Genomic DNA, 16,694 nt, shown 5'->3' with positions numbered 1-16,694 from the left:
GTCGATGAGCGGACATCAAGAAGCGTTGCCGTACGCAAGCCTGAGGGCAGGATAGGCGCGCCATGTGAACGCCGCGTGCAAGCGGCGCATCGAAGGGCGCGGGGGTTCAAGACGCAGGCGCCCGATGTGCGTCCGGCAGTCGCATGCTGCGCGCCGGAGCGATCGGGAAAGGACAACGCATGGGCGCGATCATGCCCGCGGTGCACGCTCGCGTGCACCTCCAAAAGTCGCAAGGCCGCGTAGGGCGTCGGGAATGTACGAAGAAGGTTCCGACGTTCGCGCGCCGACGGCCCGGCACGCCTCGGAAAAGCTCAGGACGAAGCGTGCGCGCTGCCCGGTTCCGCGATCCTGCGGTGCTGCTCGGCCAGCGCCGGCGAGGGCATCACGCGCGACAGCGCCACCTGCATCTTGTTGCGCCAGCCCGCGATCACGCCGCTCTCGCCCTTCATCAGCGCGTCGAAGCCTTCCCTCGCCACTTCGGCCGGATCGGCCTTGTCGGACTGCTGGCCCACGCGCGTGTCGAGCATGTCGGCGCGCGCGAAGAAGTGGGTGTCGGTCACGCCGGGCATCAGGCAGGTCACGGTCACGCCCGTGTCCTTGAGCTCGTTGCGCAGCGCCATCGCGAAGGAATCGATGAAGGCCTTGGTGCCGTTGTAGACCGCCTGGAAGGCACCGGGCTGGAAGCCCGCGATCGAGCCCGTGATGAGGATGCGGCCCTGGCCGCGATCGCGCATCGCGCGCCCCACGCGCTGCACCAGGTAGAGCGTGCCGGTCACGTTGGTGTTGATCACGTGCTGCACGTCGTGGAACTCCTGGTCGAGGAAGCCATGGCCCAGGCCGTGGCCCGCATTGGCGAACAGCACGTCGATCGGCCGGTCCTCGCAGGCCGCGAGCAGCGCATCGACGCCGTCGCGCGTGGCGAAGTCCTCGCGCACCGCGAACACGCGCGCGCCCATCGCGCGCAGCTCGGCTTCGGCCTGGGCCAGCGACTCGTCGGCGCCGATCAGCAGGTCGTAGCCATGTTCGGCCGCGCGCCGCGCGAGGTGGTAGCCGATGCCCGAGGAGGCGCCGGTCACCAGCGCGAGCGGGCGGCGTTCGGCGCCGGGGAACACGTCGGGGGAGGGTGTCTGCATGCCGGTCTCCTGCATTGCACCGCGTGGACGCTGCCGGAAATCGGCCAAGGCGCGCCGTGCATGGAAGCCAGCGTAGAGGTACCGCGCGCCTTCCATGTAGGAATGTGTACCGAGCGCGCGCCCGCCGAGGCGGGGCGCCGCATGCAATTGCTTGCAGCGGAAACCCCGGCGTAACCTGTGGCCGGGGCTCGAACGCTTCAGATCTCCGCGCCCTCGACCAGGAAGCGCACGCGCCGCACGCCCTGCCATTCGTCGGCATCGAGCCGGAACGCCAGCTTCACGCGCGGCGGCAGCGGGTCGGTGTGGCCGAACCAGATGCCGTCGATGGGCTGGCCCTGGTGGCGCAGCTTGAGCGCGAGATGCCGCTCGCCGACCAGCCGCTGCGACACCACCTCGACCTCCTCGCTGAAGGTGGGCGGCGCGAAGCCCTGGCCCCAGACCTCGCGGTGCAGGGTGTCGATCAGGTCCACGCGCAAATACTCGCGCGAGATCGGGCCGTCGGTGTCGATGCGGCGCGTGAGCGTGGCGGCATCGAGCCATTCGTCGGCCACCTGCGCGAGCGCGCGCTCGAAGGTCTGGAACTGCTCGCGCGCGACCGTGCAGCCGGCCGCCATCGCATGGCCGCCGAAGCGCAGCAGCACGCCCGGATGCCGCTTGGCGACGAGGTCCAGCGCATCGCGCAGGTGAAAGCCCGGAATCGAGCGGCCCGAGCCCTTGAGCTCGTGCTCCTTGCCGGGCGCGCCGCTGGCCGCGAACACGAAGGTGGGCCGGTGGAAGCGCTCCTTGATGCGCGAGGCCACGATGCCGACCACGCCCTCGTGGAAGTCGGCGTCGAACACGCTGATGGCAGCGGGCACGGTCTCGGTGCCTTCGCCGTCGACGGTGAACAGCGACTCGGCCAGGAGCAGCGCCTGGTCGCGCATGCCGCCCTCGATGTCGCGCCGCTCGCGGTTGATGCCGTCGAGCAGGCGCGCGAGCTCGTCGGCGCGGGCGGCATCCTCGGTCAGCAGGCATTCGATGCCCAGCGTCATGTCGGCCAGCCGGCCCGCCGCATTGATGCGCGGGCCGAGCGCGAAGCCGAAGTCGAAGGTGGTGGCCGCGGCGGCCACGCGGCCCGCGGCCTTGAACAACGCCGACACGCCCGCGGGCATGGCGCCCGCGCGGATGCGGCGCAGGCCCTGCGCCACCAGCCGGCGGTTGTTGGCGTCGAGCTTCACCACGTCGGCCACGGTGCCCAGCGCCACCAGCGGCAGCAGCGCGTCGAGCTTGGGCTGCGTCGCCACGTCGAACACGCCGCGCCGGCGCAGCTCGGAGCGCAGCGCGAGCAGCACGTAGAACATCACGCCGACGCCGGCGATGCACTTGCTCTCGAAGCCGCAGTCGGGATGGTTGGGATTCACCAGCACGTCGGCCATGGGGAGTTCGGGGCCGGGCAGGTGGTGGTCGGTCACCAGCACCTGCAGGCCGCGTGCCTTGGCGGCGGCCACGCCGTCGACGCTGGCGATGCCGTTGTCGACGGTGATCAGCATGTCGGCGCCGCTCGCGGCCACGCGCTCGGCGATCGGCGGCGTGAGGCCGTAGCCGTCGACCACGCGGTCGGGCACGAGGTAGCTCACGTTCTTCGCGCCCAGCAGGCGCAGGCCGCGCACGCCGACCGCGCAGGCGGTGGCGCCGTCGCAGTCGTAGTCGGCCACGATGCACAGCCGCTTGTCGGCGGCCATCGCGTCGGCCAGCAGCACCGCGGCGTCCTGCGTGCCGCGCAGGGTGTCGGGCGGCAGCAGGCGCGCCAGGCCGTCGTCGAGCTCGTCCTTGGCGCTGACGCCGCGCGCGGCGAACAGTCGGGCCAGCAGCGGATGCACGCCGGCCTGCTCGAGCACCCAGGCGCTGCGCGGGGGAATGTCCCGGGGATGGATCTTCATCAGAGCGCCTCCAGCACGGCGGCGGCGCGCGGCCGGTCGAACAGGCTGCGGGCCCAGCCCACGAAGCCGCGCGGCTGGATCTCGTGGCGTTGCGCCGTGCGGTCGCCGCACAGCGTGATCGTGACCGGGGCGCCCGCGTTGTAGTGGTCGAGCAGCGCGGCGATGGGGCCGGCGTCGAGCGCCTGCCAGGCCTCGGCCCAACCGATGCCGTCGTCGTGCAGCGCGGCATTGCGCAGCGAATCGTCGACCTGCGGCGGCGGGCCTTCGGGGCTGACGGCACCCGCGGGAAGCGCGCCGGTGCCGCTGAGCCAGAAGGAGTTGATCGGCGGCGCGCCGCGCGCGGCGCGATCGTCGTTCACGCGCTGGGTGTAGAGCAGCATCTGCATCTCGTTCTGGAGCCGGCGCAGCGGCCGCGCGGCATCGGCCAGCGGCGACCACTGCGAGATCGGATGGCCCACGGCGCGGTCGATGGCGGCGGTGGCGAGGTCCTGGAAGATCGGCGCGCGCGCGAGCCAGCGGCCGGGGCGCGCCGAAGGATGCAGCGCGATGCCGTCCTCCTCGAAGAAGGGCCGGGCCGCCGCCAGCAGCGCGGCCGACTCCTCGGCATCGATCTCGATCGCCGAGGGATCGCCGAGCACCACGTCGTCGATGCCGACCTGCCAGTGGCACAGCGTGACCAGGCCCCAGGCGCCGGTATCACCCGCTTCGGCGGTGCCGTTGCGGCGCGCCTCGAGCGCGGCCCAGGGAATGCAGCCGTCGGCCGCGTCGATGCCGAGCGCGCGCGCCAGGGCGCGTTCGTGCGGCGGGGAGCGGGTGCTTTCGTCCTGCGTGTCGGTGGCCGTGACGGCGAGTCGGCCGAGCAGGGCCTCGAGCTTCGGCAACCTTAAGGTCGGGAGGGCTGCGCGGCAGGACGGGGAACCGCGGCCGGCAAAGGGAATCAGGAGATGACGGGCGGGAGCGGGTTCGGCCATGGGCCTATTGTCCGGGATGCCACAATTCCGCCCGCCTTCCTCTTCGCCTTCACCCTTTTTCCCCATGAACCGACCCATGCCGTCGCCCCGAGCGCCGCAGGAGACCTGATGCGACTCCCCTACGAACTGCAGCTCGGCTGGCGCTACACGCGCGCCGGCCGCGCGACCCGGCGCAACGGCTTCATCTCGTTCATCTCCGGCGTGTCGATGCTCGGCATCGCGCTCGGCGTGGCCGCGCTGATCATCGTGCTGAGCGTGATGAACGGCTTCCAGAAGGAAGTGCGCGACCGCATGCTGGGCGTGGTCTCGCACATCGAGATCATCTCGCGCGACGGCCAGGCCCTGCCCGAACTCGACACCATCATGGCGGCCGCGCGCAAGCATCCCGAGGTGGTCGGCGCGGCGCCCTTCATCGCGACCCAGGCGCTGATCGCGCGCGGCGAGGACATGAAGGGCACGCTGGTGCGCGGCATCGAGCCCAAGCTCGAGCCCGAGGTCACCGACATCGCGGCCGCCGCGCCCAAGGGCACGCTCGACAAGCTGGTGCCCGGCGAGTTCGGCATCGTGCTGGGCGGCGAGCTGGCGCGCTCGCTGTTCGTGCAGCCCGGCGACCAGGTCACGCTGGTGGCGCCGGGCGGCCAGGTCACGCCGGCCGGCGTGGTGCCGCGCCTGAAGCAGTTCACCGTGGTCGGCACCTTCGATTCGGGCCACTACGAATACGACTCGGCGCTGGCGCTGATCAACGAGCAGGACGCGGCGCGCGTGTTCCGGCTCGAGGGCCCGACCGGCATCCGCATCCGCCTGAAGGACCTCAACCAGGCGCGCGACGTGGCCGACGAAATGGCAGTGACCTTGCCGGGCCAGTTCCTGATCCGCGACTGGACGCGCCAGAACAAGACCTGGTTCGCGGCCGTGCAGGTCGAGAAACGCATGATGTTCATCATCCTCACGCTCATCGTGGCGGTGGCCGCGTTCAACCTGGTGTCGACGCTGGTGATGACGGTGACCGATAAGCGCGCCGACATCGCGATCCTGCGCACCCTGGGCAGCTCGCCGCGCAGCATCATGGGCATCTTCGTGGTGCAGGGCGCGATGGTGGGCGTGATCGGCACCGTGGCCGGCCTGCTGCTGGGCCTGGGCATCGCCTACAACATCGACGTGATCGTGCCCTTCCTCGAGCAGCTGTTCCACGCGAGCTTCCTGCCCAAGGACATCTACCTGATCAGCAAGATGCCCAGCGATCCGCAGCGCAGCGACATCATGCCGATCGCGATCATCTCCCTGGTGCTGGCCTTCCTGGCCACGCTGTATCCGAGCTGGCGCGCCAGCCGCGTGAATCCCGCGGAGGCGCTGCGCTATGAGTGAAGTCGTATTGAAGGCGCGCGGTCTGACCAAGCGCTTCCACGAGGGCCGGCTGGACCTGACCGTGCTGCATGGCATCGACCTCGACGTGAATGCCGGCGAGACGCTGGCCATCGTCGGCGCCTCGGGCTCGGGCAAGAGCACGCTGCTGCACCTGATGGGCGGGCTCGATTCGCCGACCTCGGGCAAGGTCGAGCTGCTCGGCAAGGACATCGCGCATGCCGACCCCACCGAGCAGGGCCGTCTGCGCAACCTGCACCTGGGCTTCGTCTACCAGTTCCATCACCTGCTGCCCGAGTTCAGCGCGCTCGACAACGTGGCGATGCCGCTGAAGATCCGCCGCGTCGATCCGGCCACGGCCGCGCAGTCGGCGACGAAGATCCTCGAGAGCGTGGGCCTGGGCGAACGGCTGCTCCACCGGCCGGCCGAGCTGTCGGGCGGCGAGCGCCAGCGCGTGGCGATCGCGCGCGCGCTGGTCACGCAGCCTGCCTGCGTGCTGGCCGACGAGCCCACCGGCAACCTCGACCGCGGCACCGCCGACACCGTGTTCGCGCTGATGCTCGACCTCGCGCGCCGCCATGGCACGGCCTTCGTGATGGTCACGCACGACCAGGACCTGGCGCGGCGCTGCGACCGGGTGCTGCCGTTGGTGGCCGGGCGGCTGGCCTGAGTGTCTTTCTCCCTCCCCCGCTGGGGGAGGGCCGGGGTGGGGGCAGCGGGCGGCCGATAAGCCTCGGCCTTGCCATCGCCGCGTGCCCCCATCCCGACCTTCCCCCAGAGGGGGAAGGAGCAAATACCGCGATTCAGAGCGAGAGCACTTCCGCTTCTTCCTGCGCTGCCTGCCGCGCCTCCAGCGGCAGCACGCACAACAGCTTCCCGCCCAGCGTCAGCACCAGCCCGAGCCGGCCGCCGATCTGCACCACCTGGCAGGCCGCGCGCGGCGAGCCCGAGGCCGGCGGCGGTGCGGCATGGGCCGACAACCCGATCGCCCGCGCCGGCGGCTGGCGCAGCATCGCGAACAGCAGCCGCGCATCCGCATCGCGCAGCGCCTGCTGGTAGAGAGCAAAGGCGGCATCGCGCCCGGCCGCGTCGGAGGCCTTCTCGCGGGGCTCGCGCAGCCGCAGCAGCGCGCGGCGCCATCTGCGGCCCAGCGTCTTCACAAACACCCGCCCGCTCGCCGCGATGCTGTTGGTGCTCGACAGCTCGACAGCTCGACAGCTCGACAAAAGCCCCCTCAGTAATGATTGTTCCGGCCGGGATGGGGCACCACTTACACAGCTGGCGTACTGCCCTCCCCGGCGGCTCTAGCCAACAGCGCGGTCTTCGCTGCATCTGCGTAAGGCCTGATCTTTCCGGACACAACAACGTTCTGGGCGAGTATCATCACGCGACTGACTTGACCAAAGTGAAGCGGTGCGCGACAAGCCAAACGGAGTTCCGTTGCACTAGCGCGAAGAGAGTTGCGTCAGCTGCAAATAAGGCCGGGGGCCTTCGCTACGCCTCAAACGTCGGTATCCCACGACCTCCAACGATTGCCCACGTCGAGGCAGCGACGCATTCCAGCGTGATGCTGTCACCCACGCTCACGGGCCCAACGTGCTTACCGCTCGCGGAAGCCCCCAGCACTAAGTCGGTGGGCGCCGGCTTGAATATGAGGCTCTGTGCCGTCGCCTTGACTAGCGTTACGCGAGTCCCTATCGTGCAGGCCGAGTTGATTCCCGCCGGACTGGCGGCAACCAAAACTTGCACGGTGGCGCCAGAGTTGTTGAGCACGCGCTCGTGCAAAGTGGAGTCCAGGGAGAGCCCGGCAGTTACCGTTACGCTTTTTGGGGTGCCGCAGATCATCCCTTGACCCGCGTCCTTGATGGTGCCGCCGATTGCTGCGACCTCCCACTTATTGGCGGCTGAGCGCTGTAGGGTGATGTGGCCTTCGTACATCGTCAGAGTAGTAACGCCGTACTTGCCAATGGCAATACCGGTGCCGGCGATGGTGATCGCGAGGCCGCCATCGTTTTTCGTGATTTGGATACGCCCCTGTGTCGCGAAGTCAGCCAGGTTGACCGCTGTGCCTGACAGCGGCCACTGATTTGGATAGTTCAGCACAACTTCACCGACGCCCGACTCGACGCGCGAGGTTGGGCTATTGTTGGTGGTGACACCCCACTCTCTTTCGCGGAAGAGGCAGTTCTGCACATCCGAAGCCACGACATAGGTGTGCTTTGGGCTGGCCTGGGTGTCCATCGGAAGATCGATCTCGGAGCGAGACAGCGCCTTGAAAACGCTTTGCCCCGCACCCGACAGGTTGACACTCAAAGTTCGCGGGTTGATGTGCCGAATGCTGCTGCTGCCGACGCTAGCCAGTGCTGTAATGGTGCCGATCAGGTTGCCGCTCCCGTCATAGATCGGGCCCGGCGCAAAGGCGCCGATCGTATCCTTGGTATAGATGCCTACGGCCGTGGATTGCCAGACGATGCCTGTTGCTACCGATCCGTTCGCCGGTTGCCGAACTACAGACCCCAGGGCCACAGTCGGCAGGCCGGCGCCAAACATTCGCGTGTCGGTCGAGTCAGTGCCGATTGTCTTTTTGCACTTCTCGTAGGTCGGCGAAATGATCGTCACGCCGACGCAGGGGCCGTGGTTTTCCCGGATCACGATGCCATATCCAGACAGATTGATCGCAGAAGGGGAAACGACTGTCAGGGCGTTGCAGCTTTGAATCACAAAGGCAGCCACGGTGCTGATGTTGCCTCCGTGGCTCCCCTTGAGGTTCTCCGTCGCGCATTCTTGCATGTCGCCGAGAATCATGGCGGGTGCGGTACACGTCCCACCCTCGCGATGGATGGCCCAAATGTTTTTGAGCATGGAGGTCTGCACCGGTCCTTCTCGGGTCGCGGTGTTCCCGGCAGAGGTAGCAAACCCCACCTTGTCAACCGGCACACCGATGATGTTCAGGCTCTTGAACTCAGAGGCGTCGTAGGCCCCACGAACAACTAGCCCGCCGGCATTCGAGGTCCCGCAGTCGATGCAGACGTTCTCCATCCCGACAGACCGCAGCGAGCCCCGCGAGGGGTTCTTGAACTCAATGAAGAAGTCGGCGGAAAGCCCGGCCGCAGCAGTGATGCACGCTCCCATTGTGACCTCCCCGCCCCAGGCAGCAGCGGGGCCGAAGAGTCGCGTGCCCTCCTTTGTCGCCCAAAGCTTCTGCGACGTCACATAGTGCCGACTTAGGTACAAGGGGCCGCCGAAGTCCAGCGCGGCCTGCAGCCCAGGTCCGTGGTCCACCGCAGACCCAACCCACCAATCGACCATTGCAGGGCCTTCATAAATCCGCTTCCACCTGCGGCCATTTACGTCCACGATGACGGTGGCGCCGTCGTCTGAACTTGTGCTGTCGGCGCTGTCCAGTTGGAACATGCCGGCCAGGCCCATCTTCGTGATCCGAATGCCTGTCGCTCGCCCTCTGTAAGAGCGCAGTGGTCCATAGCCAGCGAGAGGTCTGGCACTATCCAGGACATCCTGCGCTGTTCCTCCGTCATATCCGACGCTTGCCGATCCTTGTGCACTCCCGAGATTCCGGAAGCGACTGCTAATTTCTTGTCCAACGCGCTCTGACAGGCGGCGCAGACCTTCGTCAGTTTTCATCGGGTCACTCCCCTCGATGCTCTTCGGGCCGGCCGCCGCGATTGGCAATCCCGCCGCACTGACTAGCATGGCCCGCCGCGCAGCAACGCCGGCCGTCGTAGTTTTGGTCATCCGCCGAATCCACTGAAACACGTTTGGCCCCCAAAGCAATAGCAATGGCCATTGTGCGGATTGATGGGACCGCCGTCTGTAACAGGGGTCGCACGTGTCTTGGCTCTGATCCTTGATCCAGCATTGCTGCCTCGAAGATCTCTACAGGGTCGAAGTCAATGCCGACAGGTTGTGCGCCACCCGGACCCGCAAGGTCGGATGCCAGGAGGTTTTGAACGCGCCACCCTCCGTCGGAACGAAGATGCTCGTAGGGCTCGCCAGCAATGAGAATCACGCACCGATCACCTTCCTCGGGCGGCAGGCCGCTGTGCAGCTTTGCAGTCGGCGGCTTGCTGTAAACACCTGGGTAGACCCGGTCCTCAAACGTCACCCTTTTGACCTCGGCTTGGGCCGCCTGGCCGGCCGCCGCCTCTGCATCGCCCACCGCCGCGCTTGCGTCGCCCAGGCCTTGGGCATAGCGCATCGCCAGGCTCGCCGACTCCCGGGCCGCCGCGGGGAAGGTGTCAGCCTGCCCCACGGCCGACTCGGCCGCGTACCCAGCCGGCCAAGGGCGGCATTGACCTTCGCGGTTACGTGTCCTTTGTTAGCACCTTCCGGAACAGTCACCTCGCCCCGCAGCAGCGCCTGCCATTGGCCTGCACCAGCAGGTCGTAGTGCGTTTCACCCTCGCCGCGGCTTTTGGGCCACACGTCGATCAGGTAGTCATCCGTCACTGCCGGGTCTTAGGTGAGCATCCACTACAGGCACCACGTCGGTTCCGTCAACCTGGTAGGCCGAGAGTTGCAGCGTGATCTTGGCGCCGCCGAGCGACGCGCCCACGTGGCTTTGCAGGTGCAGCCGCAGCGTCCGGGGGACGAGCGTCACTGATCGGCCCCTGGCCGGCTGTCGCCTCGACCGGGGCATCAGATGGCGCAACGAACGCCGGCAGCTCGGCCAACAGCTCGTCACGGCCAGGCGCCGGCGGGGTGCCGGCTTCCGCTTCGGCCAGGATCGAATAGCAACTGGCCCGCACCCGGGAGCGCCACGCCCGCAGGGCGTAGCCTTCAGCCTGGAACTTCGGCACGGCCGACTCTTCGAGGTATGTCACGGCCGTGGAGATGCTGTCGTAGCCCAACGCGCGCGCCACCGCATCGAATCGGGCGATGCGATCCACGACGTGGTGCGCTTCATCGCCGCGCCGGTGCACATGATCGGCACCGGCTGGGTCGGCAGCGCCGCCACCCACCTGTTCCTGGCCGCGCCGCGCGAGCGCCGCGTCTGCCTGCCCAACACCCGCTTCCTGATCCACTAGCCCTCGGGCGGGCCGGCGGCCAGGCCACCGACATCGCGATCCAGGCGCAGGAGATCGTCAAGGCCCGCCAGCGCATCGCGCACGAGATCGCGCGCGAGACCGGCAAGCCGATCGAGGTGGTGCTGGCCGACATCGAGCGCGATCGCTGGCTGTCGGCGGAGGAGGCGGTCGACTACGGGCTGGTCTCGCGCATCGTGCAGCGCAAGAGCGAGCTGCGGGGCTGAGCGCCTCGATCCTGGCCCTGGCCGATCAAGCCTTCGGCTTGTAAGCCACCACGTCGATCTCGACCTTCGCGTCGACCATCAGCCGCGCCTCGGTGGTCGAGCGCGCGGGCTTGTTCTCGCCGAAGTAGCTCATGTAGATGCGGTTGAAGGCGCCGAAGTCGCGCGCGTCGTCGAGCCAGCAGGTGGTCTTGCAGACGTCGTCGAGCGTGGCGCCGGCCAGCGCGAGCACGGTCTTCAGGTTCTCCATCACCTGGCGCGTCTGCGCCTCGATGCCGCCGGCCACGATCTCGCCCTGCGCATTGGCCGGCACCTGGCCCGACACGTAGATGAAATCGCCCGCGCGCACGGCCGGCGAGAAGGGACGCACCTGGCGGTCGGAAGCGGTGGGCGGGGCGCCGAGGTATTCGAGAGGCATGGACGAGCTCCTGTCTGAAGAGAAGAGAAATTGAAGAGAAATCGGGAGAGATGAAAACGGCCGCCAGTATCGGCCGAAACTGAAAATCTATTTCAGTGATAACGCTGAATCAAGGGTTTTCACGGATGATTTGGCATGGATACTGCTTCAAAGTGCGGCCCGCAACGAAAGTTTTTTTCACAAACGCGTCTCGCCCTATGAAGGAGAACTCCATGCCCCACGCCGGATCTTTCCCGCGCCTGCCCATGCTGTCGAAGCGCACCCTTCTGGGTGCCACCCTGCTCGCGGCGCTGTATGCCGTGGCGCCGCTGAACGCCCAGGCGCAGGGTACGCGCAACTTCGCCACGCTGGCGATGGTGGCCGAGCCGCAGACGCTCGACCCGATGGCCTCGACCGCCGACCTGGTCGGAACCATCATGCAGCACGTCTACGAGACGCTCTACACCTTCGACGCCAAGTGGAACGTGGTGCCGATGCTGGCCGAGGGCATGCCGAAGATCTCGGCCGACGGCAAGACCTACGCGATCGCGCTGCGCAAGGGCGTGATGCTGCACAGCGGCCGAGAGCTCACGGCCGACGACGTGGTCGCGAGCCTGCAGCGCTGGATGGACCAGTCGCCGCGCGGCAAGGCCGTGGGCAAGGAGATCGACAGCCTCAAGGCCAAGGGCCCGCTGGCGGTCGAGATCGTGCTCAAGGAGCCCTATGCGCCGCTGCTGTCGCAGCTCGCGCTGCCCAGCGGCATGGCCGCGATCATGGCCAAGGAATCGATCGCCTCGCCGCTCAAGGACTTCGTCGGCACCGGCCCCTACAAGTTCAAGGAACGCCGGCCCGACCAGTTCGTGCTGCTCACGCGCTTCGACAAGTACGCGGCGCGCAAGGAGCCCGCGAGCGGCTACGGCGGCAAGCGCGAGGCGGCGATCGAGGAGCTGCGCTTCGTGCCGGTGCCCAATGCCAGCACGCGCGTCGAGGGCGCGCTGGCCGGCCAGTACGACTTCGCCGACCTGCTGCCGGTGGAGGCGCTGCCGCGCCTCGAGAAGTCGGGCGGCAAGACGGTGCCGATCATGACGCCCTCGTTCGGCTTCCCCTATCTCGTGCTCAACACCAAGGAAGGCGTGGCCGCGAGCCAGCCGGTGCGCCAGGCGATCCAGACCGCGCTCGGCGAGGGCGAGATGCTCGCGGCCGGCTTCGGCGACACGCGCTTCTTCGTGGCCGAGGCCAACCACTTCCCGAAGGGCTCGCCGTTCTATTCGACCGCCGGCGCCGACCAGTACAACCAGCGCAACGCCGCCAAGGCCAAGGAAGCCGCGGCCAAGGCCGGCTACAAGGGCGAGCCGATCCGCGTGCTCACGAGCCGCCAGTACGACTTCCACTACAACATGTCGCTCTTGATGGCCGAGCAGCTCAAGCGCGCCGGCTTCAAGGTCGACCTCAACGTGGTCGACTGGGCCACGCTGGTGCAGCGCCGCAACGACGCCAAGCTGTGGGACATCTACGTCACCCATTCGGGCCAGTTCCCCGAGCCCATGCTCTCGCCGCCGCAGCTCGGCGACGGCGCGCCCGGCTGGTGGGACACGCCCGCCAAGAAGGCGGCGCTGCAGGCCTTCAACGTCGAGAGCGATCCGGCCAAGCGCGGCGCGCTGTGGGGCAAGGTGCAGCAGGTGGTCTACGAGGAGGTGCCGTACATCAACGTCGGCAAGTTCAACGGCCTGTCGGCCAGGAGCCCGGCGCTCGACAACTACCAGCCGGCGACCTGGCCCTTCTTCTGGAACGCGCGCGTCAAGTAAGACAAGACGGCTGCCGAACCCGGCAGCCCATAACGATTACCCCATGATCCGCTACATCGCATCCCGCGCCACCGGCATGCTCATCGTGCTCGCCCTGGTGGCGGTGCTGGTGTTCGTGCTCACGCGCGCCGCCTCGGGCGACCCGGTCTCGGTGCTGCTGGGCGACCAGGCCACCGCGGCCGACATCGCGCGCGTGCAGAAGGAATACGGCCTCGACAAGCCGCTGCCCGTGCAGTTCGGCTACTGGCTGCGCGAGGTGCTGCAGGGCAACCTCGGCACCTCGATCTTCCTGCAGCGCCCGGTCACGCAGGCGCTGTGGGAGCGCGCCGAGCCCACCGCGCTGCTCGCGCTGATGGCGGTGGCCATCGCCGCGCTGATCGGCGTGCCCTGCGGCATCGTCTCGGCCGTGTTCCGCGGCCGCGCGGTCGACCAGCTCTTTACCGGCATCGCGATGCTGGGCGCGAGCATCCCGAGCTTCTGGCTCGGCATCGTGCTGATCCAGATCTTCGCGGTCTCGTTCGGCTGGTTCCCGGTCTCGGGCTACGGCGCGCCCGACGCGGCGCTGGCCGAGCGGCTGCATTCGCTGGTGCTGCCGGCCGCGGTGCTGGGCCTCCTGAACTCCGCGCTCATCATCCGCTTCACGCGTGCCTCGATGCTCGACGTGCTCGGCGAGGACTACGTGCGCACCGCGCGCTCCAAGGGCCTGAGCGAGACGGTGGTGGTGCTCAAGCATGCGCTGCGCAACGCGCTGGTGCCGATCGTCACGGTGATCGGCCTGACGGTGGCGCTGATGATCGGCGGCGCCGTCATCACCGAGACCGTGTTCGGCCTGCCGGGCGTGGGCAACCTCGTGGTGAGCGCGGTGCTGCGGCGCGACTACCCGGTGATCCAGGGCGCGCTGCTGGTGATCGCCGCGATCTACGTGCTCATCAATTTCGCTATCGACCTGCTGTATGCGGTGGTCGATCCGCGCGTGAAGGTCTGAGCCATGCAAATGCCAAGAATGCTGCGCCAACTGATGCACCGCCGCATCGTGATGCTGTCCGCGCTGGTGCTGCTGGCGATCGCCATCCTCGCCATCGGCGCGCCGCTGTTCGCCTCCATCGATCCCAACGACACGGCCGTGCTGCAGCGCCTGAAGGCGCCGAGCGCCGAGCACCTGCTGGGCACCGACGAGCTGGGCCGCGACCTCTACTCGCGCATCGTGCACGGCGCGCGCTACTCGCTGGCGATCGCGGCGCTCACCGCGCTCGGTGCCGTCGTCGCCGGCACCGTGCTGGGCCTGATGGCAGGCTTCTTCCGCCGGCTCGACGCGCCGCTGATGCGCGTGGTCGACGCGATGATGTCCTTCCCCGACATCCTGCTGGCGATCGCGCTGGTGGCGATCCTCGGGCCCTCGCTGATGAACACGGTGCTGGCGCTGGTGCTGGTCTACACGCCGCGCGTGGCGCGGGTGGTGCGGGCCTCCACGCTGGTGGTGCGCGAGCTGCTGTTCGTCGAGGCCGTGCGCGCGCTCGGCGTGCGCACCTCGCGCATCCTGTGGCGCCACATCCTGCCGAACCTGATGTCGCCGATCCTGGTGCAGGTCTCGTTCATCTTCGCCTACGCGATCCTGGCCGAGGCGGGGCTGTCCTTCCTCGGCGTCGGCGTGCCGCCCGAGATCCCGACCTGGGGCACCATGGTCGCGGGCAGCCAGCAGTACGCGCACCAGGCCTTCTGGGTGGTGCTGTTCCCGGGGCTCGCGATCATCCTCACGGCGCTGTCGTTGCAGCTGCTCGGCGACGGCGTGCGCGACCTGCTCGACCCCAAGCTCAAGAAGACCGCGTGATGACGACCGCCACATCCTCCCCGCGCCTCGTGGTCGACAGCCTGAGCACCAGCTTCCCCACCGAGGACGGCCTGATCCGCTCGGTGGCCGACGTGAGCTTCGCGATCCAGCCCGGCAAGACCACCGCGCTGGTCGGCGAGTCGGGCTCGGGCAAGTCGGTCACCAGCCTCACGCTGATGCGCCTCTTGCCCAAGACCGCCAACGCCCAGGTCAGCGGCGGCGCGCGCTTCGTCACGCGCGAGGGCAAGACGGTCGACCTGCTGACCCTGCCCGAGCGCGAGATGCGCGCATTGCGCGGCAACCAGCTCTCGATGATCTTCCAGGAGCCGATGACCAGCCTGAACCCGGTGTTCACCATCGGCGAGCAGATCGCCGAGAGCGTGCGGCTGCACAAGGGGCTCGATCGCCAGGCGGCGCTGGCCCATGCGAAGCGCATGCTCGACCTGGTCGAGATCCCGGCCGCGGCGCAGCGCCTCCACGAGTACCCGCACCAGCTCTCGGGCGGCATGCGCCAGCGCGTGATGATCGCGCTGGCCATGGCCTGCGACCCGACGCTGCTGATCGCCGACGAGCCCACCACCGCGCTCGACGTGACCATCCAGGCGCAGATCCTGGTGCTGATGCGCCGGCTGCAGGCCGAGACCGGCATGAGCATCCTGTTCATCACGCACAACCTCGGCGTGGTCGCGCACCATGCCGACGACGTGGTCGTGATGTACGCGGGCCGCGTGGTCGAGAGCGCGCCGGTGCGACCGCTGTTCGCGCAGCCCGAGCATCCCTACACCCAGGGCCTGCTGGCCTGCCTGCCGGGCAAGGCGCGCCAGCCGGGGCAGCCCAAGCCCAAGCGCCTGTTCGCGATCCGCGGCCAGGTGTCGAGCCCGCTGGCGCCGCCGCCGGGCTGTGCCTTCGAGCCGCGCTGCGACCATGCGCAGGCCGGTTGCGCCACGGCGATGCCGCCGCTGATCGACATCCGCCTGGACCGCCAGGCCCGCTGCACCCGCGTGCAGCCCGACGCCCACTTCGCGAGGCTCGCATGAACGCCGTCGTTTCCCCCCTGATCGAAGTCCGCGGACTCAAGAAGTATTTCGGCAGCGGCGAGCGCCCGGTGCGCGCGGTCGACGACGTGTCGTTCGCGATCCAGCCCGGCGAGACGCTGGGCCTGGTCGGCGAATCGGGCTCGGGCAAGAGCACCATCGGCCGCACCGTGCTGCGCCTGCTCGAGCGCACCGAGGGCCAGGTGCTCTACCGCGGCGACGACATCGGCGCGCTGTCGGGCGAGCGCATGCGCAAGCTGCGCAGCAAGCTGCAGATCATCTTCCAGGACCCGTACGCGAGCCTGAACCCGAAGATGCGCATCGGCGCGATCCTCGGCGAGGCGCTGGCCACGCACGGCCTGCACAAGGGCGCGGCCGCGCGCGACAGGCGCATCGCCGAGCTGCTCGAGACCGTGGGCCTGCGCGCCGAGCATGCGAGCCGCTTCCCGCACGAGTTCTCGGGCGGCCAGCGCCAGCGCATCGGCGTGGCGCGCGCGCTCGCGGTGGAGCCCGAGTTCATCGTGGCCGACGAGCCGCTGTCGGCGCTCGACGTGTCGATCCAGTCGCAGGTCATCAACCTGCTGGCCGACCTGCGCGAGCGCCTGGGCCTGACCATGCTGTTCATCTCGCACGACCTCGACGTGGTCGAGTACCTGTGCGACCGCGTGGTGGTGCTGTACCTGGGCAAGGTGATGGAGGTCGCGGAAACCGACGAACTCTTCGCGCGCCCCTCGCATCCCTACACCCAGGCGCTGCTGGCCGCGAGCCCGAAGCCCGATCCCGAGCTCGCCACCGAGCGCATCGCCCTCAAGGGCGACATCCCCAGTCCGATCTCGCCGCCCTCGGGCTGCGTGTTCCGCACGCGCTGCCCGCATGCCATCGAGGCCTGCGCGCGGACCGTGCCGCCGCTCGAGCAGGTTTCGAGCGGACACTACAGCGCCTGCATCCGCAAGGACCTGCTTTCCCCCATCGCCGCATGA

15 protein-coding genes and 1 pseudogene are annotated in these 16,694 nt (G+C 68.5%); 8 read left to right on the top strand and 8 right to left on the bottom strand.

Features of this window, described 5'->3' with window-relative positions; all coding sequences use genetic code 11:
• Positions 1-311 precede the first annotated feature (311 nt).
• The 3 genes from AC07RV_RS41170 to AC07RV_RS41160 form a co-directional block, all read right to left on the bottom strand.
• Positions 312-1,133, bottom strand: a complete 822-nt coding sequence (locus AC07RV_RS41170; RefSeq protein ID WP_296781410.1) for an SDR family NAD(P)-dependent oxidoreductase — start codon at positions 1,131-1,133, stop codon at positions 312-314.
• A gap of 197 nt (positions 1,134-1,330) precedes the next feature.
• Entirely contained in the window at positions 1,331-3,052 is a 1,722-nt protein-coding gene (gene recJ / locus AC07RV_RS41165) for a single-stranded-DNA-specific exonuclease RecJ (RefSeq protein WP_296781409.1), read from the bottom strand.
• Positions 3,052-3,933 carry a hypothetical protein gene (locus AC07RV_RS41160; RefSeq protein WP_296781408.1) on the bottom strand — a complete coding sequence of 294 codons (882 nt, stop codon included), beginning with the start codon at positions 3,931-3,933 and terminating at the stop codon, positions 3,052-3,054. The genes recJ and AC07RV_RS41160 overlap by 1 nt, the downstream gene beginning before the upstream one ends.
• A gap of 198 nt (positions 3,934-4,131) precedes the next feature.
• Between AC07RV_RS41160 and AC07RV_RS41155 the strand changes: the two genes are divergently transcribed.
• Positions 4,132-5,388 (top strand): lipoprotein-releasing ABC transporter permease subunit, encoded by a 1,257-nt coding sequence (locus AC07RV_RS41155; protein WP_203204684.1) that lies wholly within the window; start codon positions 4,132-4,134, stop codon positions 5,386-5,388.
• On the top strand, positions 5,381-6,055 hold the full coding sequence (lolD, locus tag AC07RV_RS41150; RefSeq protein WP_296781407.1) for a lipoprotein-releasing ABC transporter ATP-binding protein LolD: 675 nt from the start codon (positions 5,381-5,383) through the stop codon (positions 6,053-6,055). Before AC07RV_RS41155 ends, lolD begins: the two co-directional genes overlap by 8 nt.
• Positions 6,056-6,188: 133 nt before the next feature.
• On the opposite strand, the gene AC07RV_RS41145 is transcribed toward lolD, so the two are convergent.
• The 4 genes from AC07RV_RS41145 to AC07RV_RS41130 all read right to left on the bottom strand — a co-directional run bounded on the left by AC07RV_RS41145 (position 6,189) and on the right by AC07RV_RS41130 (position 10,291).
• Entirely contained in the window at positions 6,189-6,611 is a 423-nt protein-coding gene (locus AC07RV_RS41145; protein WP_296781406.1) for a hypothetical protein, read from the bottom strand.
• Between the two features lie 268 nt (positions 6,612-6,879).
• Positions 6,880-9,027, bottom strand: coding sequence for a putative phage tail protein (locus tag AC07RV_RS41140; RefSeq protein ID WP_296781405.1), 2,148 nt, complete (start codon positions 9,025-9,027; stop codon positions 6,880-6,882).
• A 4-nt stretch (positions 9,028-9,031) separates the two neighbouring features.
• A complete protein-coding gene (locus AC07RV_RS41135) occupies positions 9,032-9,601 on the bottom strand; it encodes a hypothetical protein (protein ID WP_296781404.1) in 570 nt (189 codons plus the stop codon).
• Positions 9,602-9,898: 297 nt separating this feature from the next.
• Positions 9,899-10,291, bottom strand: a complete 393-nt coding sequence (locus tag AC07RV_RS41130; RefSeq protein WP_296781426.1) for a hypothetical protein — start codon at positions 10,289-10,291, stop codon at positions 9,899-9,901.
• Between AC07RV_RS41130 and AC07RV_RS41125 the strand changes: the two are divergent.
• A pseudogene (locus AC07RV_RS41125) lies at positions 10,268-10,653 on the top strand (ATP-dependent Clp protease proteolytic subunit); the annotation flags it as partial. The gene AC07RV_RS41130 and the pseudogene AC07RV_RS41125 sit on opposite strands and share 24 nt — an antisense overlap.
• Before the next feature lie 25 nt (positions 10,654-10,678).
• Here AC07RV_RS41125 and AC07RV_RS41120 read toward each other — a convergent pair.
• Positions 10,679-11,068, bottom strand: coding sequence for a RidA family protein (locus tag AC07RV_RS41120; protein WP_057597741.1), 390 nt, complete (start codon positions 11,066-11,068; stop codon positions 10,679-10,681).
• Between the two features lie 212 nt (positions 11,069-11,280).
• Between AC07RV_RS41120 and AC07RV_RS41115 the strand changes: the two genes are divergently transcribed.
• From AC07RV_RS41115 to AC07RV_RS41095, 5 genes are read left to right on the top strand one after another with little or no spacing between them, the layout of a single operon-like run.
• On the top strand, positions 11,281-12,852 hold the full coding sequence (locus tag AC07RV_RS41115) for an ABC transporter substrate-binding protein (RefSeq protein ID WP_296781403.1): 1,572 nt from the start codon (positions 11,281-11,283) through the stop codon (positions 12,850-12,852).
• Positions 12,853-12,895: 43 nt separating this feature from the next.
• Positions 12,896-13,837 (top strand): ABC transporter permease, encoded by a 942-nt coding sequence (locus AC07RV_RS41110; RefSeq protein ID WP_296781402.1) that lies wholly within the window; start codon positions 12,896-12,898, stop codon positions 13,835-13,837.
• A gap of 3 nt (positions 13,838-13,840) precedes the next feature.
• The gene (locus AC07RV_RS41105) at positions 13,841-14,680 is read left to right on the top strand and encodes an ABC transporter permease (RefSeq protein ID WP_296781401.1); all 840 of its coding nucleotides are present in this window, start codon (positions 13,841-13,843) and stop codon (positions 14,678-14,680) included.
• A complete protein-coding gene (locus AC07RV_RS41100) occupies positions 14,680-15,717 on the top strand; it encodes an ABC transporter ATP-binding protein (protein ID WP_296781400.1) in 1,038 nt (345 codons plus the stop codon). Before AC07RV_RS41105 ends, AC07RV_RS41100 begins: the two co-directional genes overlap by 1 nt.
• Entirely contained in the window at positions 15,714-16,694 is a 981-nt protein-coding gene (locus AC07RV_RS41095) for an ABC transporter ATP-binding protein (protein ID WP_261209992.1), read from the top strand. Before AC07RV_RS41100 ends, AC07RV_RS41095 begins: the two co-directional genes overlap by 4 nt.

This window comes from Variovorax sp. GW821-FHT09B01, assembly GCF_059418345.1.
This window is presented reverse-complemented; position numbering and strand designations above follow the sequence as displayed.

What these genes read in the sequence shown, in the direction of transcription:
- AC07RV_RS41170 (WP_296781410.1), bottom strand. Translation starts at nt 1,133, where the DNA reads ATGCAGACACCCTCCCCCGACGTGTTCCCCGGCGCCGAACGCCGCCCG.
- recJ (WP_296781409.1), bottom strand. Translation starts at nt 3,052, where the DNA reads ATGAAGATCCATCCCCGGGACATTCCCCCGCGCAGCGCCTGGGTGCTC.
- AC07RV_RS41155 (WP_203204684.1), top strand. Translation starts at nt 4,132, where the DNA reads ATGCGACTCCCCTACGAACTGCAGCTCGGCTGGCGCTACACGCGCGCC.
- lolD (WP_296781407.1), top strand. Translation starts at nt 5,381, where the DNA reads ATGAGTGAAGTCGTATTGAAGGCGCGCGGTCTGACCAAGCGCTTCCAC.
- AC07RV_RS41140 (WP_296781405.1), bottom strand. Translation starts at nt 9,027, where the DNA reads ATGAAAACTGACGAAGGTCTGCGCCGCCTGTCAGAGCGCGTTGGACAA.
- AC07RV_RS41135 (WP_296781404.1), bottom strand. Translation starts at nt 9,601, where the DNA reads ATGCGCTATGCCCAAGGCCTGGGCGACGCAAGCGCGGCGGTGGGCGAT.
- AC07RV_RS41120 (WP_057597741.1), bottom strand. Translation starts at nt 11,068, where the DNA reads ATGCCTCTCGAATACCTCGGCGCCCCGCCCACCGCTTCCGACCGCCAG.
- AC07RV_RS41115 (WP_296781403.1), top strand. Translation starts at nt 11,281, where the DNA reads ATGCCCCACGCCGGATCTTTCCCGCGCCTGCCCATGCTGTCGAAGCGC.
- AC07RV_RS41110 (WP_296781402.1), top strand. Translation starts at nt 12,896, where the DNA reads ATGATCCGCTACATCGCATCCCGCGCCACCGGCATGCTCATCGTGCTC.
- AC07RV_RS41105 (WP_296781401.1), top strand. Translation starts at nt 13,841, where the DNA reads ATGCAAATGCCAAGAATGCTGCGCCAACTGATGCACCGCCGCATCGTG.
- AC07RV_RS41100 (WP_296781400.1), top strand. Translation starts at nt 14,680, where the DNA reads ATGACGACCGCCACATCCTCCCCGCGCCTCGTGGTCGACAGCCTGAGC.
- AC07RV_RS41095 (WP_261209992.1), top strand. Translation starts at nt 15,714, where the DNA reads ATGAACGCCGTCGTTTCCCCCCTGATCGAAGTCCGCGGACTCAAGAAG.